This is a genomic window from Lactiplantibacillus sp. 7.2.4 (assembly GCF_018991185.1).
Classification (GTDB): domain Bacteria; phylum Bacillota; class Bacilli; order Lactobacillales; family Lactobacillaceae; genus Lactiplantibacillus; species Lactiplantibacillus pentosus.
In genome coordinates, this window is the sequence record NZ_JAGYGS010000012.1 from 60,347 (window position 1) to 86,770 (window position 26,424).

Below are 26,424 nucleotides of genomic sequence, written 5' to 3' on the forward strand. Positions count from 1 at the left end.
CAAGCAGTCAACCGATTGGCCATTTGCACAATAATCAGATGCAACGCATGACAAGTAGACGCCTATTGAACCGACTTATGCCGGTTGCGTTGCCTGATTTTCAAATACCAAATGGTCATCCAACAAATTGATGGCAACGGTTGATTTTGGTGCCACCCGACCGGCGATAATTTCCTTGGCTAATGGCGTCTCGACGTGATTGGTGATAAAGCGCCGCAGCGGCCGTGCACCATAAGCAGGTTCATAACCTTGCTTAGCGATCCACTTCTTAGCTTCATCGGAAATCTTCAGGGTGATCTCTCGGTCTTGTAGTCGAGCTGACAAGCGGTCGATCAGTTTAACGACGATTTCTTCGATTGCCTCTAATTGTAGCGGCGTAAACATGATAATATCATCGATTCGATTCAAGAATTCAGGCTTGAAGCGACTTTGAACCAACTGCATGACTTGTGAATGGGTTTCGTCTGACAAATGACCTTGGTCGTCGACGCCCGCCAACAACAATTCGGACCCCAAGTTGGAAGTCATGATCAGAATCGTATTCTTAAAGTCGACTGTCCGACCCTGGCCATCCGTCAACCGGCCATCGTCAAGCACTTGCAGTAAGATATTGAAGACGTCTGGGTGGGCCTTTTCAATTTCGTCGAATAAGACGATCGAATACGGATTACGGCGAACCGCTTCAGTTAATTGGCCACCTTCTTCGTAGCCAACGTAACCGGGGGCTGCCCCGACGAGCCGTGAAACGGATTCTTTCTCCATGTATTCACTCATGTCGATTCGAACCATGTGGTCATCGGCATCGAACAAGTTCTCAGCCAAAGCCTTGGCTAATTCAGTCTTCCCGACCCCAGTTGGTCCGAGGAACATAAATGAACCGAGTGGCCGATTGGGATCTTGTAAGCCGGCACGTGACCGCAAAACGGCATCGGATACCGCGTCAACGGCCGCGTCTTGGCCGACGACCCGTTCGTGCAAGTGGTCTGCCAAATGCAGCAATTTCTCCCGTTCGCCTGCAACTAACTTGGCTACTGGAATGCCAGTCATCCGTGAAACCACATTGGCAATCTGGTCTGGAGTGACTGATTCTTCAACTAACCAATCTTCATGATGGTCATTGGCTTCCATTGCCTTTAATTCTTGTTCTAATTCTGGAATCGTACCGTGCTGCAGTTTGGCTGCCTTTTCCAGATCATAATTACTTTCGGCAGTTTCCAGCTCATGTTTAGCCTTATCAAGCGCGGACTTCTTATCGCTCAATGCTTGCAGGCTCTTCTTTTCACTGTCCCACCGTTCTGCTAAGGCGCGTTGTTTCTCCTTGGCGCTGGCCAGTTCTTTTTGAACATCACCTAACCGTTTGACAGACGCGTCATCGGTCTCTTTTTTGAGCGCCGCTTCTTCGACTTCTAGCCGCATCAATTGGCGGTTAACTTGGTCCAGTTCAGTCGGATTCGAGTTCATTTCGACCCGAATTTCGGCGGATGCTTCATCGACCAAGTCCAAGGCTTTGTCTGGCAAATACCGGTCAGTAATGTAGCGGTCGGATAACTTAGCCGCCGCAACTAAGGCATTATCGTGAATACGAACGCCATGGTGAATTTCGAAGCGTTCCTTCAAGCCCCGTAAAATACTGATGGTATCGTCGACGCTTGGTTCCGCAACGAGCACTTTTTGGAACCGCCGTTCGAGTGCCTTATCCTTTTCCATGTACTGACGATATTCATCTAAGGTCGTGGCCCCAATCAAATGGAGTTCGCCCCGTGCGAGCATTGGCTTGAGCAAGTTACCGGCGTCCATACTGCCTTCCGTCTTGCCCGCGCCCACGATATTATGAATTTCATCAATGAACATAATGATCTGGCCATCACTCTTCTTGATTTCCTTCAATACCGCCTTCAACCGCTCTTCAAATTCACCACGATACTTGGCGCCGGCAATCAGGGAACCCATATCTAGTGAGAATAACGTTTTATCTTTCAAATTTTCGGGAACGTCACCGCGAACGATTCGTTGGGCTAGCCCTTCAACGATGGCCGTCTTCCCAACACCTGGTTCCCCAATTAAGACCGGATTGTTCTTGGTCTTACGTGATAAGATTCGAATCACGTCCAAGATTTCTTCGTCTCGGCCAATCACGGGGTCTTGGTTACCTTGCCGAGCTTGTTTGACCAAATCGACCCCGTACTTTTCTAAGGCCTGATATTGATCTTCTTGGTTGCGAGACGTCACCCGTTGACCGCCGCGAATCCGGTCGACCGCATTCTTAACTTGACCCGCAGCAATCCCTTGACTGGTCAAGTATTTGGTTAGCTGATCACCCGTTTGATCCATTAAGGCGAGTGCCAACGTGTCGGTTGCCAGGTAGTCGTCACCTAAAGATTTGCGTTTGGCATCAGCCGTCTGCATCAGCGTTGCCAAACTACTGCTCATGGTGCTGCCATACTGGACGTTGCCGCCACTAACGACCGCGATATCATCTAATTCACGGTCCAATTCTTGTTGTAACTGGTCCAAATCGGCGCCAGCTTCACTGAAGATTTGGCGAACGAGTTCACCTGGTTGCGTCAAAAATTTAAATAAATGGGGCACGCCAATCTCTTGGTGCCGCCGGGTTTGTGCGATATGTTGCGCCTCTTGTAAGGCTTGTTGTAAGCTTTCTGTAAATTGTTCTGGATTCATAATTCAAAGACCTCCTCAAAAACGGTAGCAAAAAGGCAGCCGTCATAGCTGCCAATGTTTGTTTGACCTTTATTGACTATTAAAGTATAACCGAAAAGGTCAAACAAGGTCAAGAAATTAGTCCTGCTCGTAATTGTCTTGAATAATTTGTAAAACAACGTCCACGGCGCGTTCCATCACTTGTTCTGAAACGTACTCGAAACGCCCGTGCATGTTCTCACCACCGGCAAACAAGTTCGGCGTTGGCAAGCCCATGAAGGAAATCTTGGAACCATCCGTCCCACCACGGACCGGGTAAATCTCAGGTTTGATATCTAATTTGAGCATCGCTTGTTTGGCCAGCTCAACAACCCGCATGTCCTTTTCGATCACTTCACGCATGTTGTAATACTGGTCCTTCATGTCCACCTTGACCCGCGCGACCCCGTCAGCCAAGTTCAAACGATCAGCAACCGCCGTAAAGAGCCGTTTGCGTGCTTCGAATTTGTCACGGTCATGGTCTCGAATAATATAGGTCATCTTAGCACTATCGACTGTGCCTTCCAGACTCAATAGGAAGAAGAAACCTTCGCGCCCTTCCGTATGTTCAGGAACATCGTGGGCTGGCAGTGCGGATTGGAAATCAACGGCTAATTGAAGCGCATTGACCATCTTATCCTTCGCTTCACCGGGATGCACATTGACCCCAGTAATCGTGACCGTTGCCTGGGCCGCGTTGAACGTTTCGTATTCCAATTCACCTAGTGGACCACCATCCACGGTGTAGGCATAGTCCGCGCCAAATGCGGGTACGTTGAAATGGTCAGCCCCTGTCCCGATTTCTTCATCAGGGCCGAAACCAAGCCGAATCTTACCGTGCTTGATCTCTGGATGGGCTAATAAGTATTCAGCGGCACTGATGATTTCAGCGACCCCCGACTTATCATCGGCACCCAATAAAGTCGTACCATCAGTGGTGATCAACGTGTGGCCAGCGTAGTTTTTTAAGTTAGGAAAAACAGCGGGGTCCAACACGTAGTCGCCGTTGCCAAGCTTGATCACTGATTCACCGTCATAGTCCTCAACGATTTGTGGATTGACGTTTTCAGCGTTGAAATCAGCCGTATCGATGTGTGAAATAAACCCTAATGTCTTGACAGGTTTGTCGGTATTAGCGGGAATCGTGGCGAAGACATAAGCGCTTTGCTTGTCCTGTTCAACATCGCTCAAGCCGAGGTCGGTCAGCTTGGTCATCAATTGCTTTAAGAACGCGGTTTCGCGAGGTGATGATGGCACCGTCGTGGATGCTTCATCGGAACGACTATTGATTTTAACGAAGGTTAAGAAATCTGAAATTAAGTTTGGATATTTTGACATATGATGACTTCCTTTCTATTTTTAAACCAATTGAACGAACTTAGATAAACGTAAATGGATCAGTATTCAGCTGCGAGGCCACCACTTCCACTGACCAGTCGGATTCCTGTTGCCATTGCTGGAATAATTCGGTCAGATGTGACTTGCAAATACTTTCGATGTGATGCCCTGGGTCCACGACCGTCAAACCAGCCGCTAACATGTCATGACCGGTGTGATAATAAACATCACCCGTGACATAAGCCTGCGCACCGGCCTGTAGCGCTTGCGGATAAAACTTACCGCCATCACCACCAAGGACGGCCACTCGACTGATCATTTGGTCCGCATCCGCGCAAACTAACCGTAAGCCATCGACGTGAAAGACCCGTTTGCATGCTTCGGCAAACGCACGCGCACTCATCGGCTTCGGTAAATCACCGACACGCCCCATATAATACTGGTGACCACCTGATAGCAGGGGCACGACTTGATAATCCCACGCATCACCCGCTAACGCATTAACACCGGCAACTGCAGCCGAAAGCGCATCTTCTGCCAGGTCAACACTGAACTGTTCACCTGAATTCAAGGCATAACGATCAAGTGTCGCGCCAGCAGTACCGGTGAGATAATCTTGTACAGCTTCGACCTTGTCCGTTGAAACGGTTACCGTCATTTTGACTGCTTGCGCATGGTACCCGGGCACTAGTCCCTGCACATCCTGCAGTTGCAAGGCATCCGCCAGCCAATCGTTCATGCCACCTTCCGCACAATCCAAGTTGGTGTGCGCCGCATATACGAGAATGTGGTGTGCGGCAAGTTCTGCGTACATCGCTTTTTGTGGATCTTGATAATCCAGATTGTTAGCGGGACGGAACATGACCGGGTGATGAGCAAAAATCATGTCGGCACCGATGGCAATCGCCTCTTGGACGACTTCGGGCCGTACGTCCAACGTCACGAGTACTTTATGCACGGCTTGTTGGGGGTCACCAATTTGCAACCCGGTAGGATCGTGTTCCCACTTCAACTTGAGTGGCGCAAATTGTTCAAAACGTTCAATTAATTCACTTGCCTGCATCCGTTAAGACTCCTTCGATTAACTTGATTTTAGCCGTCGCTGCCGCCAAATGTTCAGTCGGTGCGACCTTAGCTTGTTGCATTTGGGCCACCGCATGTTGGACCCGTTGTAATTCGCGCTGCCACTTAGCAATAAACACTGGCGATTTTTCCGCGAGTAAGAACGGGCCAAACAATTGCTCAGCTGGCGTATACGTCACCGGATGGGTCACCCGGTCAGCGCAAATCACTTCATACGTATGTCCATCTTCGGCCAAGATGCGTTCAGCCGTAATCTCAAACTGATTGGCTGCGAGCCAGTCGCGCACCATGGCTTCACCAACATTTGGTTCTAGTACCAGCCGTTGGACTCCGGCTAGTTGTGCGGGCCCTTGTTCTAGGATGTGGCGAATCAGTGGACCGCCCATGCCGGCAATCGTCACGGTGTCAATCTGATCTTCTGGTTGAATCGCTGCCAAGCCATCTGCCAAACGAGCGACCAGCTGATCTTCTAAGCCCAACTTTTGAATTTCACGTTGGGCGTTTTCGAACGGCCCGCGCACGACTTCACCCGCGACACCGTAACTGATTTGATGATTTAAAGCTAAATTAGCCGGCAAATAGGCGTGGTCCGACCCAATATCGGCCACCCGCGCTCCCGGTTGGACAAATGCGCCAACCGTGGCTAATCGTTGTGACAATTGTTTTGCGTCCACAGGCAACTCCCCTTAGTAAGGGTCACGGGTCACCAACCGGCAGGACTGCCCTGATTGACCGACCACGTCACCCAATTTGATTTATGTTGTATGGCATTGTACGCGTGAAAAGAAATGAAACTGGTCAAAAGCAACAGGGTCAACCCCACTGGATATCGCGCGATGGGCAGCAAACCGCTTGGCTAATTTTCATTAAACCGACGTGCAATTGACCGTAACTATCGTGCTTTAGTGACACGAGGTTGCTACACCAATCAGAAACACGGCAGTCATTGTTCCAACTGCATGCTTCAGGCGCGCGTTTGGTATCATCTCAACATCATTTTTTTAAAATCCCACGCACAATGCGACTTCTAATTCACTATTCACATTTTACCATGCTTCATCATGAATACGGCTTCATGACGTTAATTTTTCATGAAAATTACTAAATTTTCGTTAACCGCGGCATCTCATTTAGTCGACCATGCCATAATAAAGTCACGTCACATCGGTAACTGGCGTACTATTTAATGAGAGAAAGTTTGATCAATCATGCAAAAACGTTTTGCGGTAGCGTCTCCGTTCTTGACTGGTCTTAAATTATTAGCCATCCTGCCGCCCGTCGGTATTGGTTGGCTCGTCTATCTAAGCCGGTGGCAATGGTTAGCGTTGCTCAAACATCCTCGCACCTTTAGCAAGCACGACCCCTTATTAGGCTTCATCCTGCTACTGATGGGAGTGACGGCACTCAACCTTAATCATCGCGATTATCGGGGCGTCCTCTTATCCGGATTGATGTTATTTGTATTAGTCAATTTGTGGCTACTATGCCGTGAATCGAGTGAATTAATTGCCTGGCACGAGCTACGCCGGTTTATCATCCAATTTGGTTTGTATATTACAATTAGTGGGTTTGTCTTTCATTGGCTCAACCAAATCCTTACACTGCCAAATTGGCTCAAATTCTTGTTGGGGGACTTGCTGTGGGGCTATGCTGCAAATCAGAATCGGTTGTTTGGTTCGACTTACAACCCGAATGACGCCTGTTGCTTATTACTGATTGCGCTTGGCCTGCTGATGACCCAGCTCAGTCGCCCGACCAAACACCCGTTGACCCGGTGGCCGCTAATTAATTGGGCAGCCGCGGGTTTGCTCTGCGTTGGCATCTACCAGACCAAATCTCGGACTGGGCTAGTGCTCATGATCATTTTATTGATCGTGACCGCCTATCAAATTTTCCATCGCCATCGTATCTGGATTACCGGATTACTAGCAGTCGGTTGCGTCACGCTCTGGGAAGTCTTTCCGCGCAGTGCCTCGACTTGGACGGCACTTCAGAGTCGCATCACCATTTGGCAAAATAGCTTTGATGTCTTCAAGCAGGCCCCAGTCCTTGGGGTGACTTACTTCGGATTTGCTCGCCGATATTTTCAAATGACCGGCACCTATGTCCCCCACGCTCACGATATTTTCTTAATGTTACTCGCCTCATTCGGCATCCTGGGTGGCGTTGGCTTTATCACGCTCGTTATCAGTAGTGGCTGGCATCTGACCAAATATTGGCACCAGTATCGCCAACCAAACCTGCGCTACTTTATGATGACCGTGCCCATCATTCTGGCTTACGGCCTAACTGATTTTGTCCTCTCATCGATGCAAGTGTTGATTATCATCCTGCTGATTATCGCTTACTGGCGCCATGAACAACAAGCGACGCCCCGATACGCGCCGACCATCCGTTGAATGAATGCGGTTAAACAAAAATGCACCCCACTTGTCAGTTGCTGATAAGTTGGATGCATTTTTTGATTTTCTTTGGTTCGGGTTAGTTCGGATTAAATCAAGCCGGCATAAACTGAGCGACTTATTTGGTCGTTAGCTGATAACTCGTCGCTAGCAAGCGTTCAACGACTGCCGGCGCGACCTGGTCTAATTGCACGGTAATCCAGTGGCGCTTGTTCATGTGGTAGGCTGGCAAATACGCCGGCTCCGTTTGCAATAATTCGACGTCTTCGGGATCCAGCTTGACATCCAAAACTTCTACCAACGTCTCATCACCTGGGACCAAGCCTAGATCGGATTTGCTGACGGCCATCACCAAACCGTACCACTTCTGATTATCCGCGTGCCGCAAAACCGCATAATCCGGATATCGCTGCCACAAATAAGCCGGCGTCGTCTGATAGCGGTCAGCGACTAGTTTGAAAACTGCTTGCGCGTTCATCTCATCACGGCTGTATTTAATCATACGTCAAACATACATTAAACACGAGGGCAACTATGGCACGGATGACATGGTGACCCCCTGACTTTTTTCCAGGGTAATTAATTCAGCGGAAGCATCGACCAGCAGCGTGCTGTTCACTAATCTATCAACGCACTACCCCATAATTATTCGGTAGTTATTGGCCTATTTTCCATTAGCCCAGGCGCCGATAAACCAACACCGTTAGCGGCATAAAAATCAAAATCATGATGATGCCACTCACTCCAACCAGCGTCGTTGCGCTCGTCCATTGACCAGCACGCAACACCGTGCGAATCGCCGTAATCGTCAAGCTAACGGGATTGGCGTTGACGACTGGCTGCAAAAGTTTTGGCAACGTCTTGGTGGGAATAAACGCATTCGACAGGAACGTCAGCACTAAGATGATAATCATCGACAGGCTACCAATCAAGGCCGCGTTTTTCACTAATAACCCGACTAAAGCGAATATCCACGATGTCGCCCATCCGATGAAGACTGCTAATCCCAACGCAGCCAGGAGTGCCAATGGTCCCACAGTCGGTCGCCAGCCCATCACGACCGCGGTCACCAAGGCCATTGCCCCTGATAACAACAAACGGAAAATATCACCAACTAATTGGCCAGCGAGCGGCACGATTGGGGCAATCGGTAACGTCTTGAAGCGATCAAAAACCCCCGCGTTAATATCTTCACGCAACTGTTGGCCGGAGCCAGACGCGGCGTTTAAAATGCTCTGGACCAGAATACCAGATACCAGCATCGGCAAATAGGCGTGAACACTGCCCGCAATGACGCCGCCAAATAAATAACCGAATAATAAGGTGAATATCACCGGCTGAAAGACGACATCACTCAAGTTATCTGGATTATGAATCGTTTTAAGTAAGTTTCGATGGGCCATCGTCAGGATATCACCCATCACGTGTTTACGAATTGTAACTTGCATCACTGTCATCTCCTTAATTTTTGCCGACCGTCATGGTCAAAAAGACATCATCTAACGACGGTGGCTCCAGCGCAAACCGGTCGATTTCAATTTGCGCTTGCTGTAATCGTTCGAGAATCTGGGCCGTCACCCGCGTTGCATCGTCCGCTGCTAATTGTACCGAGACAGTCCGGTCACTGACTTGGACGGGTTGTGTCGTCAATTGAGTCATGATCCGTTGAGCGGGCTGCGTCGCCTGTGTTTGCGCCAGTGCCAATTGCAATTTTAACCCGCCTACTTGCTGCTTTAAGTCCGCAACTGGTCCCAACGCCTTCAAACGACCGTGGTCCAATAAGGCAATCCGGTCCGCTAATTGGTCAGCCTCTTCCAAATATTGCGTCGTCAGTACCACCGTCGACCCTTGGCGTACTAACTGACGGATAGCCGTCCACATTTCGCTACGTGTCCGCGGATCCAAGCCGGTCGTCGGTTCATCTAAAAACAAAATTTTAGGCCGACTGATCAAACTCACCGCTAAATCCAAGCGCCGCCGCATCCCACCAGAAAAAGTACTGAGTGGCCGTTGTGCCGAATGTTCAAGACTAAAATCACGTAATAATTCATCTGCCCGGGCTTTAGCCGCATTCCGAGTCAGCCCATTCAACCGACCAAAAATAATCAGGTTTTCACGCGCACTCAAGTCCTGGTCAATCGTCGCCGTCTGACCAGTCAACCCAAATTGCTGACGGACTGCGCGTGCCTGGGTCAAGGTATCGTAGCCGTTTAAACGAATCGTGCCACTGTCCTGCCGCAACAAGGTGGTCATCATCTTGAGCAACGTGGTCTTGCCCGCCCCATTTGGACCAAGCAAACCGAAAATCTCACCAGCTTGAACATTAAACGAAACATCGGCCACCGCTAATTCATCGCCAAACCTTTTTTGAACCTGCTGAACTTCAATGATGTGTTGAATATCCATATTGCGAACCTCCTAGTTCGATTAATCAGGGCCCCTGATGAAATATATACTAAGGGGCCCTGACTAATTTGTCAACAATTAAATCACGTCGACTGGAAGAATGTTGTATACTTAAGAACAAGTCAGAAAACAACGAATGGGATGAAAAACCGTGCCAGATCAAATCAAGGCGGAACTCGTTTCCGGTAAATTAGCTGAATATGAACAGCTCAGTAAAATCTATGATGACATCGTCAAACAGACCCACCCCCGACTCGCCGTTGAGGGTCAAGGCAAGATTCTGCTCGCACTCGCCGATGAAGACCACTTGTCACAGCGGCAATTGGCCGACCGCCTCGGGATGTCGCCGCAGTCAACAAGTGAATTCGTCTATAAATTGGTCAACCGAAAGTTAGTCACGTTATCTAAATCCACCAAGGATCGGCGCGTGAACCTGGTTAACCTCACAGCGGCTGGCCGTGAAGCGCTTGAGGCTGAGCCACAGGAGGTTCCACCGTTCATCAATGCACTGAACGATGACGAACTCGACCAGCTGATTCCGTTATTGAATAAAATCACGACCGCGATGTATGCAGATATCGATACGGCCAATCCGACCTTGGACGTTAAGTTTCATAAGTTATTCGCTAGTCGGTATTTGAAAAAATTTCAGAAATAGTCGATGTGCGATACGATTCGATTCAATACAACAAACGAGGCTGCCCGGTAGTTTTACTGGGTAGCCTCGTTTGTGCGATTAATTAAAAAATTCTATTGTGACCTGGCTAGTGAGTCCGTCGCTTAGAGGTTACTCGACCAAGTGTTAACCCACTTAAAAGTAAACTTAATAGTGTCAGCCCCAACACCGCCAAATGGTTTTCCGACGCTTCACCGGTCTGTGGCAATGTGCCTGCCGTGGTTGAGTGTACTGGCGTATGGGGAGTGAGACGCGTCAGACTTGGTGCGACGTTTTCAGTATTCGCAGTGTTGGGTCCTGTTGCTGCCACGTTGGCGGTCGCTATCGTCACCCCGGTTTGGTCAATAGCAGACGGCGTATCTGATACTGAATCAGCTTGGGCTTCATCAACAACAGCTTCAGTCACTGTATCGACTGATTGCTTTGGCTTTTCAGTAACGGTTGGCACTTCCAAACTAGCTTGTAGCTTCAACGTCTGCAGAACTTTTTCTGCATGCGTGTAGGCCTGATCAGCATCCGCCGCAGCAGTTTGCGCATCCGTCAGCTCTTGTTGAGCGTCTGCTGCATTTTCTTTAGCGGTCTGGTAATTTGTCTGGCTAGTCGCAAGTTGTACCTTAGCAGCTTCTAACGCTGCTTTAGCGGCCGCCAATGTTTCGTCGGCATGGTCCAGCTTAGATAAGTAAGCTTTAGCCGCGTCGTACTCAGTTTGGCGCTGATTTACGAATTGTGTTGCCTTGTCCAACGCTAATTTTGCCGCATCTAGAGAATGGTTGGTAACGTCGAGCTTTTGTTGCTGCGTGTTTAGAACGTCGTTAGCTTGTTTCAATTGCGTCTTGGCAGTTGATAATAATTCTTGAGCGCTAGTTAATTCATTCAACGAATGTTGTTTCAGACTGGCAAAGTTATTGAGCTTGTCAGTGATTGCTGCCAACTGTGCTTTTGCATCGACAACGTGTTGATTGGCATTAGTCAGCACTTCAACTGCATTTTGTGCTTTGACAACCGCTTCTTTAGCGGTATTTGCAGCTGATTGTGCATTACCTTCAGCGATGGCTTGCACCTGTTGAGCCGCTGATAAAGTCTGGTTAGCTGATTTCAAGGCCGCGGTTTTAGCGTTTGCGTTCGCAGTTGCAGTGGCGAGGGTGGCACTGGTAGCTTGAACGCGAGCTTTAGCATTATCAAGGACCTTTTGCTGAGCAGCTTGAGCATCCGCTAAATTGGCCAATTCTGACTTGATTTTAGCGAGGCTGGTTGTATCGTTCGCTAGCTTAGTCTTTAGGCTGGTCAATTTGTTATTAAGTGCCGTAACTTGGTTAGCTAATTGCGTCTGCTTAGTCTTTGCTGCATTTAGTGCAGATTGTGCATTAGTAGCGTCTTGGCGTGCTGTTGCAAGAGTAGCATTAGCAGTAGTTAAACTAGCTTTGGCGTTATTCAAGTTGATCTGGGCGGTGTTCTGAGCATTTTGTGCGGTAGCCAGACTCTGCTTGAGTTGAGTGACAGTTGGAGCGCTTGCGATTGGGGTAGTGTCAGGAGTTGTACCACCAATGTTCGCTGTTGAACGTCCGGTTAAGTGTAAGTGGCCAAACTTATCAAAAGCGATACCAACATAATAGTGATTGTTGTAAGTTGAATCAGTGCTAGCTCCTCCCATTAATGAATAGAAGTGTCCCCAACTATTTTGGCCGCCGTCACCAAATAGCATTAGTTGGAGGTCTTCAAATAATTGTTGCTTGATTTCAGCAAGAGAGATTTTTCCATTTACTTTAATCACATGGTTAATAAAGGTTTCTCCTAACTGCTCATCCATCCACGTCTGAGTTCCAACACCTACATGATATTTATTTGCTGTAGCTGTGACTACACTACTTAGATGAGTAGGGGTTTCAGCAATATTTACATTAGCATCAGAATATGCTTGGGCAATTTCGGCCGCTGCCTTTAAGTCAATCACTTGTGCAGACATTTCATTGTTGTCGCCACGCCAAATGTTACGGGCTTGATTGATGATGTTCAAGGCATAATTTGTTAAATATTCATATTGAGATTCTGATAATTGATTGATATTGGTAAAAGTCGTGTTGTTGTCTTGCGCAGATGCGGTAAATTGATTGTTCGAAGCAGTCGTTTCAAAAAATTGTTGACAGTAAGCATACCATTTCTGCTTATAAGCAGCGTATTCAGCATCAGTCATAGCGACAAGTTCGTCGCTTGATACAAGCCCGTTAACGGCCTTTTCCCAAGCGGCTTTATCAACTTTGAATGTTGGCATAGCAGCAAGCTGACTTTGTAAATCAGCAACAGCCTGTTGGCGCTGGTTTAACGTGGTTTGGGCGTTATTCTGCGCTGTGGTTGCTGAGTTGACATTGTTTTGAGCTTGAGAGACCGCATTATTGGCTGTAGTAGCGTTGGTTGTCTTGTTGGCAACGTCTTTATCCACATTAGCCTTGTTGGTTGTCGTTTGAGATAACGACTGTTGCGTATCTGAAATGTTTTGTTTCCCTTGATCAATTGCAGTTTGTGTTTCGTTAGCTTGTTGAGTTAACTTACCTGCGTCCAAGTTGTCCAAGTCTTTTTGAACTTGGTTCTGCTGTGCAATCGCTGCATCATTATTTTGTTTAGCTTCATCTTTAGCGGCGTTGGCCTTATCAGCTTCCGTTTGTGCAGCAGTTTGTTTGGCTTGTGCATCCGCCGTCGTCTGTTGCGCACTAGTTGCTGTTTGAGCCGCCTTATTAGCAGCATCTTGCGTATTAGTCACTTGATTGTTGGCAGCCGTCACGTTTGCTTGGGCAGCACTCTGAGCAGCCTGAGTCTGATTGACCAACTGTTGTGCGGTAACTTGTTCCTTCTTGAGACTGTCAACGGTCAGACCGTCATAGTCCGCTTGCTTGGCATCAACCTGACTTTGTGCGGTTGCGACTGTCTGCTTGGCGATGTTCGCGTTGTGAGTGGCCTGATTGGTACTAGTCGTTTGGGATTGAACTGTCGTTGTAGCTTGATCAACTACCTGATATGCTTGGTGCATCACATCCTGCGCATTGGTCAAGTGCGTCCCCGCCTGTTGGACAGTAGTTTGGGCTTGTTTGATATTTTCGGGTGTCGCCTGGTTCTTAATTTGTTGAGCAGCATTAACATTGGTCGTCGCCGTAGCAACCTTGTTAGTAGCAGTAGTCACGCGATTTTTAGCCGCATCTAGCTTGTCTTGCGCATTCTTCGCCGCATTAGTCTTATCAGTCACCAGCTGATGGGCAGTCGCTTGGTTAACTTGTGCTTGCTGGACGTGCTGCTGAGCTTGTTCGATTGTTTGCGCACTGGTGGTCACAGTTGCAGACTGATGGTCAGTCGGCTTGGTGGCGGCCTTGGCGTTAGTCGTTGCGGCCATCCCCGCGCCGGTCGCAATTACGCCAACTAAAGTTGTAACGGATAGTGATGTCAATTTACTCATTGTTATGAATACTCCTTTTATTAGTGTCTAAAGTTGATACAGTTTAATACTGGAAAACATTGGATTGGCGACAAAAAAATATCACGAAACGAGTTAACTAGTTTCCTTGTCGCCTACTCACACGCTAACCCACCTCGATACAGTTGGTGTTGAAACTAAACCAAATTGAATGCCGCTTTCACCCCCGACCTTCATCAACAGCCGCTAACTAGCGAAAAAGTTAACAGTAGTAAACAATAAAGCGGACTGAATCCTAGAATAACCACCACACTATACTTCTGATAGTATCAAACGTGCCCAAAAATAACAAGCAAACACGCGTATTGTACATTGCCAATCACGTACGACCTGATTATGTCTGCCTAGTTAATGTTTGCCAGTCATTTTGAAGGCCAGCACACATCGCGCAACAAAAAGGACCGATTCATCTTCGAATCGGTCCTCCAGTTTATTTAGATTGTCGCTCTTTCAGCAACCAGGCTTACCATTCATAATCGGTCGCGTCCTGTAGTCCCCGGCCAGTCGCCTTGTCCAACATGATGCGTTGCTCAAAGTGGGCGACATTCCGCTTCGTCTCCTTGACCATATCAGGGTTGACTGAAACATAATCGATACCGCTTTGAATCAAGAAATTAGTGAATTCTGGGTATTCGGATGGGGCTTGACCACAAATCGAAACGGTCTTACCATCCTTGTGCGCCGTCTTGATCAAGTGCCGAATAGCCCGTTTAACGGCCAAATTCCGTTCATCAAAGAGGTGCGCGACCGTATCATTGTTCCGGTCACAACCAAGAATCAACATTGCCAAATCATTCGAGCCAATCGAGTAACCATCCACGAACTGGTTGAATTGATCAGCCAGAATAATGTTGGTTGGGATTTCAGCCATCATGTAAACCTTGAAGTCCGCGCCACGAACTAAACCTTCATTACGCATGATGGTCGTGACTTTTTCAGCTTCGTCAACGGTCCGAACAAATGGGATCATGACGTTCAAGTTCTTCAGGCCAAACTCGTTACGAACCTTCTTGACCGCAGCTAATTCCAGCTTGAAAGCTTCGATATACTTCGGATCGTAATACCGTGAAGCACCCCGCCAGCCTAACAAATCAGCTGGTTCGTGCGGTTCGTACTTGTCGCCACCCTTTAAGTTCCGATATTCACTGGACTTAAAGTCTGAGAACCGTAAGACAACCGGCCGTGGTGCCATTGCCCGAACCACTTTGGCAATCCCATCTGCCAACATATTGACCACTTTTTCAGGATGACCCTGTTCAATCAAGTATAGTGGGTGTTCGTGAATGAAGGTCGTCCAGAGGAATTCTTCACGCATTAACCCGATCCCATCGGCTGGCAAGCTAGAATACTTCTCGGCCAAGTCAGGATCACCTAAGTTCATCATGACACCCGTGGCCGTTGGTGCAAAGCTTTCAGCAGCCACCACTTGACCTGCAGCGGCCGTGGTACCGGACTTCGGTTTGAGCATGCTGGCAACCTTACCTTGGTAAACGACCCCGTTTTTGGCATCGACGGTTACCACGTCACCGGTCTTCAAAACATCCGTTGCGGCAACTTCCTTACTCTTAGTCCCAACGATACATGGAATCTGCATTTCACGCGACACAATCGCAGCATGGCAGGTCATCCCACCATTATTCGTGACGATTGCAGCCGCTTTCTTCATCGCAGGTACCCAGTCAGGTGAGGTCATCAAGGTAACTAAGACTTCGCCCTTCTTGAATTGGTCAATGTCCTTTGGGTTATCGATGACGTGAACAACACCGCTGGCTAAGCCAGGACTAGCTGGTAACCCCCGGACGACCACTTTTGCATCCGCTTCATCGACCACGTCAGCATCGTCCTCGGCGTCTTTCTGCTTGTTGCGTTGTGACCATACCGTTTCAGGCCGGGCTTGCACGATCCATAAGCGATTGGTATTCGTGTCTAAGGCGTATTCCATGTCCATGTAGCAGCCATAGTGCCGTTCGATTTCCTTCGCGTAGCCGGCTAATTCGATCACTTGAGCATCCGTTAAGACTGGTTGACCTTGCAGTTCTTCGGGAACGGGTTCTTCCTTAGTCCCACCGCCTGGTAACCGTGTCAACTGAACAGGTTGCTTGATGATGTTCTTTTCAACGATTTTCATCGATTGCTTATCGATAACAAAGTGGTCTGGGGTGACTTTCCCTAACACGATGTATTCACCTAAACCATAAATCGCATCAATGACGATTTTAGACGCGTCACCATCAGCCACGTTAACGGAGAACATGATTCCTGAGGCCTTTGAGAAGACCATCATTTGAATCGCAGCGGACAGCGCCACTTTTTCATGTGGGAAATGCTGCTTGTGACGATAGTATGTCGCCCGGTCAGTAAAGAGTGAAGAATAGCATTGTTGCACCCGGTTGACAACGTCCGCAGCCCCTTTGATATTTAAATATGATTCTTGTTGACCCGCAAATGAGGCATTCGGCAGGTCTTCAGCGGTCGCAGATGACCGAATCGCCACGAAGGGATCCGTTTGACCGACTTTTTCAGCTAACTGGGCATACGCCGCTTCAATATCCGCGGCTAAGTCCGCGGGCATCGTCGCGCCAACAATCAAATTACGAATTTCTTCGCAGACCCGATGCAATTCATCAGAATTTTCATAATCCGAGATACTTTCTAGGAGCGCATTCACCCGATCGTTTAAACCAGTCTGGTGCATGAAATACTGGTATGCGCGTGCGGTGGTCGCAAAACCATATGGTACGGGAACGTCCATCGAGGATGTCATCTCACCCAGTGACGACGATTTCCCGCCCACCAGGTTCACATCTTCGCGGTGCAATTCATCAAACCATAAAACGTTTGCTGTGTCACGACTACTCATAAGATTACCTCCCTGTATTTCTTCGCTTGAATAATAATGATTGACAATCTAAAGTTAACTTCTGTAAGCGTTTACATTAACCAACTATATTGTAGTTCATTTTTGCACAAAGTAAAACCTATTTTCATAAATTTTCGAGATAAATATGATTAGTGTTGTTGATTAATCACTAACAAAAAAATTAATGTAACGCTTGTAAGTTAAGGGATGCCGAACCACCTTATTTTCATAATCATCCCACTTAGAGTAGTTAGTCCCAGTAAAATTAATGAATTAACAAACTTACTTCACAAGTTGGAATTTCGAATCAAACAGTGTGACCAGTCGACACCCTCCCCACGGGGCAATTTTTACCGTGTTGGCACTGATTATGTGCAGATCGAGTCAATGTCAAAAAGCGGTGACGCTTGCCGTGTGCACGCGCCACCATGGGCACTAACTGCAAATCGCTTGCGTCGTGTATGTCAAATTTGGTTGGCCCCGCTGAAAAGTCGCATTGCTAAGCGATGATCCTTGCGACTCATTCAAATTAAGCTTACCTTATAACCAGACCTGTTTGCAGGACTAAAAACGATAACGAGGAACTTTGCAATGTCCATTAATGATAGATTTACACTAACGCCGAGTGACCAACAACTCGCCATAGACCAGCATTTCATACCCATCACACATGCGCTATCACGCTTCGAAGATGTTCAGACGACCCGTGAACAGACCAAAGCCATCGTTAACGGTGATCCGACGATGAACGTCTCACCTGAAGACCAAGCCATCGTCCTGCGACTTAAACGGGGCCTGACATACATTATCGAACACGATGGCCCCTATCAGCTTCAAACTTCACTTGCCATTAACGGCATCGTTGCCCAAGACGAAGCGCTCGATTGGGGCACGCTACGGACTGGGCAGATTCAAATTGGTGGTGTCGACTTTGTCCCGCCAATTCCAGTCCAAGCAACGGTCGAAACACAAATCACGCGTATTTTAGCCAGCGATACGAGTCTCACCTATCGCGCCCTGTTACTCATGTTTAACATCATGCGCGCCCAGCTGTTTTGGGACGGCAATAAACGGACTGCGGTTCTAACTGCCAACTATCTCATGTCGCATGCCGGCGTGGGACTGGTCTACGTTACCGAGAACCAACTAACCACTTTCCATGAGTTGCTGAGTGCCTATTATGAAGCTGGTGCAGGGTCGGCACTCACGAAGCTGATTCAGTGGACGGCTGAAAATTGTATTCATGGTCCTTCGACATTAAAATCCTAGGAATATCAGCATAACCGTTTACTCGGGCACAGCGCGTTAACTTTTGCACGTCGTTTTTGACTTGAACATGACCTTACCACCTCATCAGCCATCACGATTCACCATTCAGCGATGGACCTGTTCATCCAACTCGCCTCGCCCAAAAAACAATGGTCACCACCATTTTCAAACACCAAAAGCGCCGTACAGACAACGATTTGTTGACATGTACGACGCTTTTAATCAAATTTAGGAATATTCAGTGTACCGAATTCAGTAATTACCGCTTCATCCGCCTCAATCCCGTTCCTCAGCATGCCAAGGATCCGTGACCAGAATTGGACCGTGGGCCGTCTTCATCATGATTTGTGAGGCCCGTTGATTCGCATATTCTTCCAGTGAAAAGCCCAACTGACCGTGCACAATCTGAATGTCAGCGTGTGCACCAGCAATCACTTTTAATCGCTCAATCAGCTGCAGTGTTTGGGCTGGTGACATCGGTGCTGGGCGCTGCATAATGATGTCGAGGTCCGAATTTGGATTGACCATGGGTAAGCCGGTCGCCAATTCAAACTGGAGACTACCACCGACGCCCCAGTCATAAGCGGACAATAAGGACTGCACGCGCGCTAATTTTTGAAAGGCTGGTAATTGACGCCGAGCCGCTGTTAACTCTGGCAACCGGTTCAATGCCATCGCGGGGGTCACGGGCGCTTGCCAGTCGGTTGGCATGATTGCCGCCGCAAAGCGTTGCGACTTTTGGTAGCCGCGAATGCCGACTGGAATCGTGGTCGTTTGCGGGCCACGACGGACGATTACGACCGGAGTCGCCGCTAACATGTCTGTGACCCAATCCGGTAATGGGCCACTGGTCAGTAAAACATCAGGTGATTGTAAACTGACCAATGTATGCGGGGCTAGTCGGCCCATTGTTCTGCCATTAGCCGCCGGACTTGGTTGGTCGCCTTGCGTCCGCCCGCTTCACCGTTCACCGCAATCGGGTTCGTATACCGGAAGCTTAAATCAGTTGAGGCATCATCCAAACTAGTTAGCGCTTCGTCTAAAGCTGCCTTGACCTTATTGATCGCTGTTTGGTCGGTATCTGTCCCTTTGACGCCTTCAATCAGTTGATACAGTGCACCTAATTTTTGATAGTTTTCAATATCATACGCCATGGCAGGCACGTGTTGCGTCGCTGCTTCCAGCTCTGCAATCGTCCGTTGCGTGATACGCGCGGAACTGGCTTTACTCATGGCTTGCACGGTGATGTCCAAATCATCGAACGCCACTAATCGATTCGACTGTAAGCCGTGTGCTAAGAAACCACCAGACACCGCGTCACCCGCAATCAAAGCGACCACTTTATGGCCAGCTTGCCGCGCCCGAGCGTACGCACTGGCACTCGCGGCTAACGCCATGTGAATACCAATCAACTCTTCATTATATCCATAGGCTTGGCTAGGCACATCCACGACCATGATGATGGGCGTCTTCGTTGTCTTGTCAGCATCCGCCGCAATCAAATCATTGACGACACTGGCGACCGTATACCCTTCTTGCAACCCAACTTCACCATGCCGGACGCGTGGAAAACGGTTCTGTGCATCCGCCACGATTGCAATGTATTCGCGCTGGTCGACTTGGGCATGCAACACCGTTGAAACATCACTTTGAGCATTGGTAATGCCGGTCAGGTTTTCAAACCAAGTCCGCCCACGAGAAGGCGTTGACTGATTTTCGCCGCTAGTTGCTGGGGCTAGATGATGGGGTGTCACCGTCACTTGTTTAAATAACTTGTCATAGGCTGGAATCGTCAACTTTTCACTCGGATCCAGTTGGTCAAGCAGTGACAAGTAAAAGTCGCCGCGCTGGTCACGATGACTATCCTGATGGGTCGCAATCGCCGTACTTACCGCATCGCGGAAGGCCGTCACGTCGTCTTCAATGACTTCATCGATGATGCCAGTTGCTTGGCGTTGCGTCGTCCCTAACGTATCCCAGATGAGATTTTTATCACTCGCATCCCACTCACGGACGCCGGCTTCTTGTTCGATGACTTCCGGACCATTCAGTCCAATGCGGGCTTGATTGGTGCCAATCACGTACGACAACAAGGCATTGGTGATCGACATGCCGCCAAACGACCCCACCCGTCCAGGAACAAGGCCAATCACGGGCACGTGTTTTTTGAGCGCCACGACCATGTTATGAATTTCAGAAATCGATAATAAGCCGTAGTTGGCTTCCTGTAACCGCACGCCACCGGTATCCAGAATAATCACGGGATAGATGCGATGACCGGCCTGATTATCTGCCAACGCGTGCTCGAGCGCCGCCACGATTTTAGCCCCACTGACTTCACCGATCCCGCCGCCTTGAAAGGCCCCTTCAATCGCGATGACCACCAAGTCATGGTCCGCTAACCGGCCCTTCATAATGACCACGCCATCGTCACTTTCCGGCACGATCTGTTGTGGTTCCAAGTGCGGTGAGATCATGTTATCAAGCGGTCCAATCAGTTCGCGGGTGGAACCAGCATCTAATAAGGCTTCGGCCCGCTGGCGGGCGTGTAATTCTACAAAACTATTGCTCATCGTTCAACGCCTCCATTGCTTGAGTCAGTCGCAAATTGACAACGCCAGGCGTCGCACCGAAGTCGTTAATTTCAAACTCGGCCAGGAGTGGGTAGCGGTCAAAATAGCGTTTCAACACATTTTGCCAGACCGTTTTAAAGCCATCACTCCCCGTTACAATCGATAATTGGGCTTCATCGGCCGTTGTGGGGCGCATGATGACCTCTAAATCGCCAGAAGCAACGACCCCGATATGAACCGGGTGGTCGATTGGTTTGGAAGCCGGAAAGTTAAAGTGTAATTTTTCCATAATCGTTATTCCTCATCTTTCAATCTAATTCAACGTTACGACCAGCTACGGAACTTAGCCGGCGGATTGTAGAGGCCGTGTGACCACTGGACTAAGTCGGCCATATTTTGCGCGGCCAGTAGCGAACGTGTCGCCTGGGTCCGCCGCACACCTAAATCTTCTGGTAAGGCGACAATGCCGCGTGCCCGCAAATCTTGGACGACTGCGGGATCACTACGAAGGCCAACCGGCGTCACACCGGCAATCGCTTCAATTGCCGCTTGGCGTTCCGCCATACTATCGGTCTTGTAGAGGTAAGCGATCCCTTCTTCAGTCACGATGTGGGTCGTGTCTTCCGAATAAATCATGATTGGGACGTTCTTCAGTTTAGCTTCCTTTTGCACAGCGACCGCGTCTAATGAATCTACGAAGACTGGGCGTTTATTGGCGCCATAAGTCTCAACCATTTGAACGACCAGTTTTTGGCCTTTGCCTAACGGGTCATTGTCCGGACGTAAACTCTGCCAAGCGGGCGTCGAATGCCGCCGACCAGTTGGATTGGATCCCATATTTGGCGCACCACCAAAACCAGAGAGCCGCCCGTGTGTGACGGTCGATGAGTTCCCATACTGGTCGATTTGTAAGGTCGAGCCGACAAACATATCTAAGGCGTACTGCCCGGCCATTTGCCCGAAGGCCCGATTAGAACGCATCGTCCCGTCCGGTCCCACAAAGAAGATGTCGGGTCGCGCTGAAATGTAATCGCCCATGCCGACTTCGCCACCGAATGAGTGAATCGATTGGATCCAGCCTGATTCAATCGCAGGAATCAAGGTTGGTGTCGGGTTAACTTCCCAGTTTGGCACGATCTTGCCCTTCAAGCCTAACTGTTCCCCATAAGTCGGGAGCAGGAGCTCGATTGCGGCGGTGTTAAAGCCGACCCCGTGATTGACCGACTGAACATGGTGTTTGCCATAGATTCCCTTGATGGCCATCATCGCCATCAAGATTTGCAGTTCAGTGATATTCTGCGGGTCACGCGTAAACAATGGTTCCAACTGGTATGGCTGGTCGGCCGGAATGACCACATCGACCCAGTCTCCCGGAATATCGACTCGTGGCACGCGATCCACGACTTGATTGGCCTGAACGATGACGATGCCGTCATGGAACGCAGCTGCTTCAACGATGACCGGCGTTTCTTCGGTGTTGTTTCCGGTATACAAGTTACCGTCCTTATCGACTTGATCCGCAGCCACTAATACGACGTTTGGGATTAAATCGACGTAGAGGCGCGCATATAATTCTAAGTAGGTGTGAATATCGCCAATCACCAAACTGCCATCCGCAATCATTTGCGAGACCCGCGTACTCTGTGGGCCCGCAAACGAGAAGTCGAGCTTGCTGGCGATGCCGTCTTCGAAAATATCTAAGTGTTCTGGTCGAGAAATACTGCTCATAATCATGTGCAAATGATTGACCTTTTCCGAGTCGACTTGGGCTAAGGTTTGAGACAAAAAGCTCGCTTGCTTCTGATTATCACCTTCCAAAACGACGCGGTCACCACTTTGGATCAAACCTTCTAGAATGGTTTTAGCATCTTTCGTTTGTCCAAACTTGCCGTTCAGCCAAGATTGCATCGCCGTCAGCTTGGCCTGCTTGGCCGTCCGTCGTGATGCCCAATTATGTTCTTCACTCATTTAATTAGTCCCTCGCTTCCATTTATTCAATAAGTACTGTGCGTCATCTAGCGACGTTTGATTTAAATCGATCTGCCGAAGATCGCCAAAGTCTTGTTGTAAGACGTGGCGAAATGGGCTGCCGGGCGCAAAATTGAGAATCGTATCCGGCTGGTAGTTCAGCGCGACCTGACACATTGCTTCAAAATAGACCGGATGTACCAAGTTACTGACCAAGTCTTGTCTGACCTTGGCCGCTTGCCGGGCTGCATGGCCTGAATAATTCGCCAGATACACGCCAGTCGGTCGCTGAATCGGCGTCGCTTGAGCCGCTGATGCCAATTGCTCGGCAACAGCGGCCATTAACGGCGAATGCGACGGTACCGGCACCTTTAATCGCAGTGCCTTGGCTGCTCCAGCCTGCTTAGCCAGCGTCAACACTTGGTCAATCGCGATGAGTTCACCCGTAATTGCCGTTTGGTCGCTGGCATTTTGATTGGAGACATACACTGGATGTGTCGCCGTATGAACCTGTTCGACCAAGGTCGTCACCGCCGTACGGGTCAAGCCAACAATCACGCCCATCCCGTAACCATGGGGATAAGCCGCCTGCATCAATTCCGCGCGCCGTTTGACCAATCGAAAACAATCATCACGTGTCAGACTACCAACCGCATAGGCTGCCGCAAACACGCCTAATGAGTGCCCTGCAACAAGACTAGGCCGTTCGCCGGCCGCAATCAGCTGGTCCACTTGATTCACTTGCAGGAGTGTAATGCTGACTTGCAGTTGTACCGAATCTTGATAACCCTGTGCTGTATCCAATAATTTCAGTCCGAGTAGTTGTTCAACATGCTGTCGTAACGGACCTGGAACGTGCGTAAGCATCCCAGCACGCTGCCCACCTTGGCCAGGAAAAATCCATAACGCTTTCACCATGCAGCCTCCTTTCAGATACCCATTCAAATCGATCTCACAAGCTTAGTGTATGCCGAATTGATTCTGTTGTATAATGAATTAAAGTTATATTAATAACCGTTAGTTATGAATCGAGGGACGTTTATGAATATCTCACAACTGGAAGGTTTTATGTACACCGCCCAAACCGGCAGTATCACTGCTGGAGCTAAGAAGGCGTTTATCAGTCAGCCGGCAATGACCAAATTAATTCAGGACTTGGAAAAAGAACTAGGAACGCCCTTGTTTGACCGCGTTGGCCGCGGGATTCAGATCAATGCTAAAGGGCGAACTTTTTTGAACTATGTGGAAGCAACCCTCCAGCAGTTAAATCAGGGCATTGACGCAGTCTCATCACCCGTTTCCACACGGCAGAGGCCCATCCGTCTGCTAGTAGAAGTCGCTTCTGCGCTGATTCCTGAAATCATCACGCAGATCCACCAGATTTTTCCGGCTGCGCCTGTGCAATTAACGCAACGGATCAGTACCGTCAATGACACTGAGAACTTTGATTTCACGATTTCAACGCGCCAACCCGCGACTAATTTGCGGTCGGTACCACTGCTGACGGAAGAAATCTTAGTTGGTAGCCTCGAGCCAGTCTTTCAAACGTCAGTGATCACCCCTGCCGAACTTGCATCCCACGCTTTAGTTACGCTTGGTCGCCAGACACCACTACGCCGAACGATGGACGCCTACTTCAAGTCGCAACGGGCGCCTGTCGATTATCAATACGAATCAGACGACCCCGCCAGCATCCGTGCGCTACTGCTACACGGCATTGGAATCGGCTTTATTCCCGCCATCACTTGGCACGCGACCGGTTCACAGTTGCACTTGACGCGCTTAAATCCGAACCCGCCGTTACGAACGATTTATTTGACGGAGGGGCAGAGCAAAGAAACGCCGCAAAATCGCCGTTTAGCAAACGCCCTCGTGAAATTATTCGTCGACACTCGCGCGCAATCCTTATAAAATCGAATCTTATAAAATCTGGCCTAGTAAAAACGTGGCTTGTAAAAACGAGCCTTGCAAATCTGAAAAATTCCGCTAAACTGAATCTAAGATTATCCACCATTCGATCTCACACTATTCGAAAGGTGGCGACGAACAATGAACGAATCTTCAACTCAACCTGCCCAGCAAGCTGATATCGGGGATTACCTGAAATTAGGCGCTTGTACGGCAGTCATGGCGCAACCAATCTTGGCGAACGCGTTAACGGTGCACCCGGCAGTGGCCGCGCAAGTTGGCATCGGGGTCCTTTATAATTTGGTCAAGTATACGGCCCCCGCCTTCATCTTTGGCATCCTGTACACGACGACCCGGACGACGCTGGCACGACGTGAGCTAACTTATGGGACTTATTTACGGCAACAGTGGCACGCCTTGTTTGTCCCAACGATTTGGTGGACATTAATTTACTTGGTTCTGATGCCCCAATTACAACAGGGTTCTCCTTTCCAGAATTGGAAGGGCTTTCTCTGGCGCTTTATCAATGGTAACGCAGCGCCGCACCTGTGGTATAACACCATGATGCTTCAATTCATCGTCTTGATGCCACTCTTCTGGGCGATTGGCCGCTGGTGTCAATATCACCCACACCGCGGTGAACTAGTGCTGACGGTGACCATTCTCATCACCGGTTTATGGCTGTGGTTCTATGACACACAAATTTTCCATGGCCCACAAATGCAACACTGGTACTTATTCGACCGGTTCTTTGTCAGCTTTCTCATCTTCGGGGTCTGCGGTGTGCTGGCGTGGGTCTTTCGGTCCCGTTTTGACCACTTGATCATGCGCTGGTGGCCGGGCTTAGTCGGCTTGTTGCTGCTTTGCTTCTGGTGGACCAACCGGGAATTATTCAGCTATGGTTTCCCGGTCGAACTGGGGAACGCACCGTACTACAAACCCTCGATGACCCTATATGCGTTTGCCGTGATTGGCCTGCTGGCAGCGCTGTGCCTGGCGCAAGTCAAGCGGCACCGCCCATTTACAAGATTCGTCCACCGCTTCGCTGGCATGGCCTACAAGGCGTACCTCTCAAACGTCTGTTGGTCAACGCTGCTCTGGCTAAGTTTTGGTCGCCAATTAACGACTTGGTCCCCCTTACTTGGCATCGCGGTCGTCTATTTGCTGACCTGGCCATTGTCATTCGGCTCGGCCTTTGGGTTACACTACCTGTGGACGGCCGTCAAACAGCGTAGCCAACGTGTTCGTGAAACGGTTTAAAATGATTACCGATCGACAAAAAGGAACAATTGACGCCACTTGATCACGCGTCAATTGTTCCTTTTATGTTTCACCTAAAATTACAATGAGTAGCTACGGAATTAAGGGGGTTACTCATTTACGACCTGATACTGAATTCCGCACAATCGCTCACTTACTGATCACACCAATCAACTATCGAGGTGATTGATGACGATGAATTAGTCTTCGGTGCCAGTGCCACCACACTGTGCTGGTTCGTCAAATTCTGTGAGCGATGATCCGTTAGCATCACCAACCAGATACCCACTAACATCATCGACCCTGCCGCAATTAGTGCTAATCCAAATTGTTTCATTACTTCACGATTCCCTTCTCAATGTTTGCCATAATCTTTTTTATTTCCACTTTCCATCTGTGCTAGTTATTCTTTAGTATTAAAGCTGATTAAATCATGCCAATTTCCAAGTTCAAAAGCTGTCAGCTGAGGCCCGCTGAAAACAGTGCGAGTTACCGGAAACGTGCAGTGATTGGATCATCCTACG

The 26,424-nt window shown here is 49.0% G+C and carries 20 protein-coding genes; 5 read left to right on the forward strand and 15 right to left on the reverse strand.

The features are described from left to right. Positions 1-75: 75 nt before the first annotated feature. The 4 genes from clpB to KGF70_RS06215 form a co-directional block, all read right to left on the reverse strand. A complete protein-coding gene (gene clpB / locus KGF70_RS06200) occupies positions 76-2,679 on the reverse strand; it encodes an ATP-dependent chaperone ClpB (protein ID WP_216767803.1) in 2,604 nt (867 codons plus the stop codon). Positions 2,680-2,796: 117 nt separating this feature from the next. Further along, positions 2,797-4,035 (reverse strand): peptidase T, encoded by a 1,239-nt coding sequence (pepT, locus tag KGF70_RS06205; protein ID WP_088771225.1) that lies wholly within the window; start codon positions 4,033-4,035, stop codon positions 2,797-2,799. Positions 4,036-4,075: 40 nt separating this feature from the next. Beyond that, positions 4,076-5,098, reverse strand: coding sequence for a Nif3-like dinuclear metal center hexameric protein (locus KGF70_RS06210; RefSeq protein ID WP_216767804.1), 1,023 nt, complete (start codon positions 5,096-5,098; stop codon positions 4,076-4,078). Continuing rightward, complete coding sequence (locus KGF70_RS06215; RefSeq protein WP_216767805.1) at positions 5,085-5,792, reverse strand: tRNA (adenine(22)-N(1))-methyltransferase TrmK; 708 nt, start codon at positions 5,790-5,792, stop codon at positions 5,085-5,087. The genes KGF70_RS06210 and KGF70_RS06215 overlap by 14 nt, the downstream gene beginning before the upstream one ends. Positions 5,793-6,326: 534 nt before the next feature. Here KGF70_RS06215 and KGF70_RS06220 point away from each other — a divergent pair. Beyond that, entirely contained in the window at positions 6,327-7,517 is a 1,191-nt protein-coding gene (locus KGF70_RS06220; protein WP_216767806.1) for an O-antigen ligase, read from the forward strand. A gap of 121 nt (positions 7,518-7,638) precedes the next feature. Here the strand turns inward: KGF70_RS06220 and KGF70_RS06225 are convergent, their stop codons facing one another. The 3 genes from KGF70_RS06225 to KGF70_RS06235 all read right to left on the reverse strand — a co-directional run bounded on the left by KGF70_RS06225 (position 7,639) and on the right by KGF70_RS06235 (position 9,926). Beyond that, complete coding sequence (locus tag KGF70_RS06225) at positions 7,639-8,022, reverse strand: MmcQ/YjbR family DNA-binding protein (RefSeq protein WP_253954707.1); 384 nt, start codon at positions 8,020-8,022, stop codon at positions 7,639-7,641. A 172-nt stretch (positions 8,023-8,194) separates the two neighbouring features. Then, positions 8,195-8,968, reverse strand: a complete 774-nt coding sequence (locus KGF70_RS06230; RefSeq protein ID WP_162937021.1) for an ABC transporter permease — start codon at positions 8,966-8,968, stop codon at positions 8,195-8,197. A gap of 13 nt (positions 8,969-8,981) precedes the next feature. Beyond that, positions 8,982-9,926 carry an ATP-binding cassette domain-containing protein gene (locus KGF70_RS06235; protein ID WP_216767807.1) on the reverse strand — a complete coding sequence of 315 codons (945 nt, stop codon included), beginning with the start codon at positions 9,924-9,926 and terminating at the stop codon, positions 8,982-8,984. 151 nt (positions 9,927-10,077) lie between these two features. On the opposite strand from KGF70_RS06235, the gene KGF70_RS06240 reads away from it, so the two are divergent. Continuing rightward, on the forward strand, positions 10,078-10,584 hold the full coding sequence (locus KGF70_RS06240) for a MarR family winged helix-turn-helix transcriptional regulator (RefSeq protein ID WP_216748804.1): 507 nt from the start codon (positions 10,078-10,080) through the stop codon (positions 10,582-10,584). A gap of 106 nt (positions 10,585-10,690) precedes the next feature. Here KGF70_RS06240 and KGF70_RS06245 read toward each other — a convergent pair whose 3' ends face one another. Then, positions 10,691-14,044 carry an SEC10/PgrA surface exclusion domain-containing protein gene (locus KGF70_RS06245; RefSeq protein ID WP_216786421.1) on the reverse strand — a complete coding sequence of 1,118 codons (3,354 nt, stop codon included), beginning with the start codon at positions 14,042-14,044 and terminating at the stop codon, positions 10,691-10,693. A gap of 481 nt (positions 14,045-14,525) precedes the next feature. Further along, the gene (ppsA, locus tag KGF70_RS06250) at positions 14,526-16,922 is read right to left on the reverse strand and encodes a phosphoenolpyruvate synthase (protein ID WP_105920056.1); all 2,397 of its coding nucleotides are present in this window, start codon (positions 16,920-16,922) and stop codon (positions 14,526-14,528) included. A 591-nt stretch (positions 16,923-17,513) separates the two neighbouring features. Here ppsA and KGF70_RS06255 point away from each other — a divergent pair. Next, positions 17,514-18,191 (forward strand): Fic family protein, encoded by a 678-nt coding sequence (locus KGF70_RS06255; protein ID WP_216767810.1) that lies wholly within the window; start codon positions 17,514-17,516, stop codon positions 18,189-18,191. A 276-nt stretch (positions 18,192-18,467) separates the two neighbouring features. Here the strand turns inward: KGF70_RS06255 and KGF70_RS06260 are convergent, their stop codons facing one another. Genes KGF70_RS06260 through KGF70_RS06280 form a run of 5 tightly spaced genes read right to left on the reverse strand, consistent with a single transcriptional unit; the run spans position 18,468 to position 23,650 of the window. Continuing rightward, positions 18,468-19,100: a malonate decarboxylase holo-ACP synthase gene (locus KGF70_RS06260; RefSeq protein WP_216767811.1), complete on the reverse strand. Its 633-nt coding sequence runs from the start codon at positions 19,098-19,100 to the stop codon at positions 18,468-18,470. Then, entirely contained in the window at positions 19,088-20,764 is a 1,677-nt protein-coding gene (gene mdcD / locus KGF70_RS06265) for a biotin-independent malonate decarboxylase subunit beta (RefSeq protein WP_216767812.1), read from the reverse strand. Before mdcD ends, KGF70_RS06260 begins: the two co-directional genes overlap by 13 nt. Next, on the reverse strand, positions 20,754-21,053 hold the full coding sequence (locus tag KGF70_RS06270) for a malonate decarboxylase subunit delta (protein WP_050338565.1): 300 nt from the start codon (positions 21,051-21,053) through the stop codon (positions 20,754-20,756). The genes mdcD and KGF70_RS06270 overlap by 11 nt, the downstream gene beginning before the upstream one ends. A gap of 35 nt (positions 21,054-21,088) precedes the next feature. Then, positions 21,089-22,732 carry a malonate decarboxylase subunit alpha gene (mdcA, locus tag KGF70_RS06275; protein ID WP_216767813.1) on the reverse strand — a complete coding sequence of 548 codons (1,644 nt, stop codon included), beginning with the start codon at positions 22,730-22,732 and terminating at the stop codon, positions 21,089-21,091. Then, the gene (locus KGF70_RS06280) at positions 22,733-23,650 is read right to left on the reverse strand and encodes an ACP S-malonyltransferase (RefSeq protein ID WP_253954708.1); all 918 of its coding nucleotides are present in this window, start codon (positions 23,648-23,650) and stop codon (positions 22,733-22,735) included. A gap of 123 nt (positions 23,651-23,773) precedes the next feature. Between KGF70_RS06280 and KGF70_RS06285 the strand changes: the two genes are divergently transcribed. Next, positions 23,774-24,643 carry a LysR family transcriptional regulator gene (locus KGF70_RS06285; RefSeq protein ID WP_216767815.1) on the forward strand — a complete coding sequence of 290 codons (870 nt, stop codon included), beginning with the start codon at positions 23,774-23,776 and terminating at the stop codon, positions 24,641-24,643. A gap of 138 nt (positions 24,644-24,781) precedes the next feature. Continuing rightward, a complete protein-coding gene (locus KGF70_RS06290) occupies positions 24,782-25,900 on the forward strand; it encodes an acyltransferase (RefSeq protein WP_216767816.1) in 1,119 nt (372 codons plus the stop codon). A 154-nt stretch (positions 25,901-26,054) separates the two neighbouring features. Here the strand turns inward: KGF70_RS06290 and KGF70_RS06295 are convergent, their stop codons facing one another. Further along, on the reverse strand, positions 26,055-26,237 hold the full coding sequence (locus tag KGF70_RS06295; RefSeq protein WP_105921981.1) for a hypothetical protein: 183 nt from the start codon (positions 26,235-26,237) through the stop codon (positions 26,055-26,057). Between the last annotated feature and the right edge of the window lie 187 nt (positions 26,238-26,424).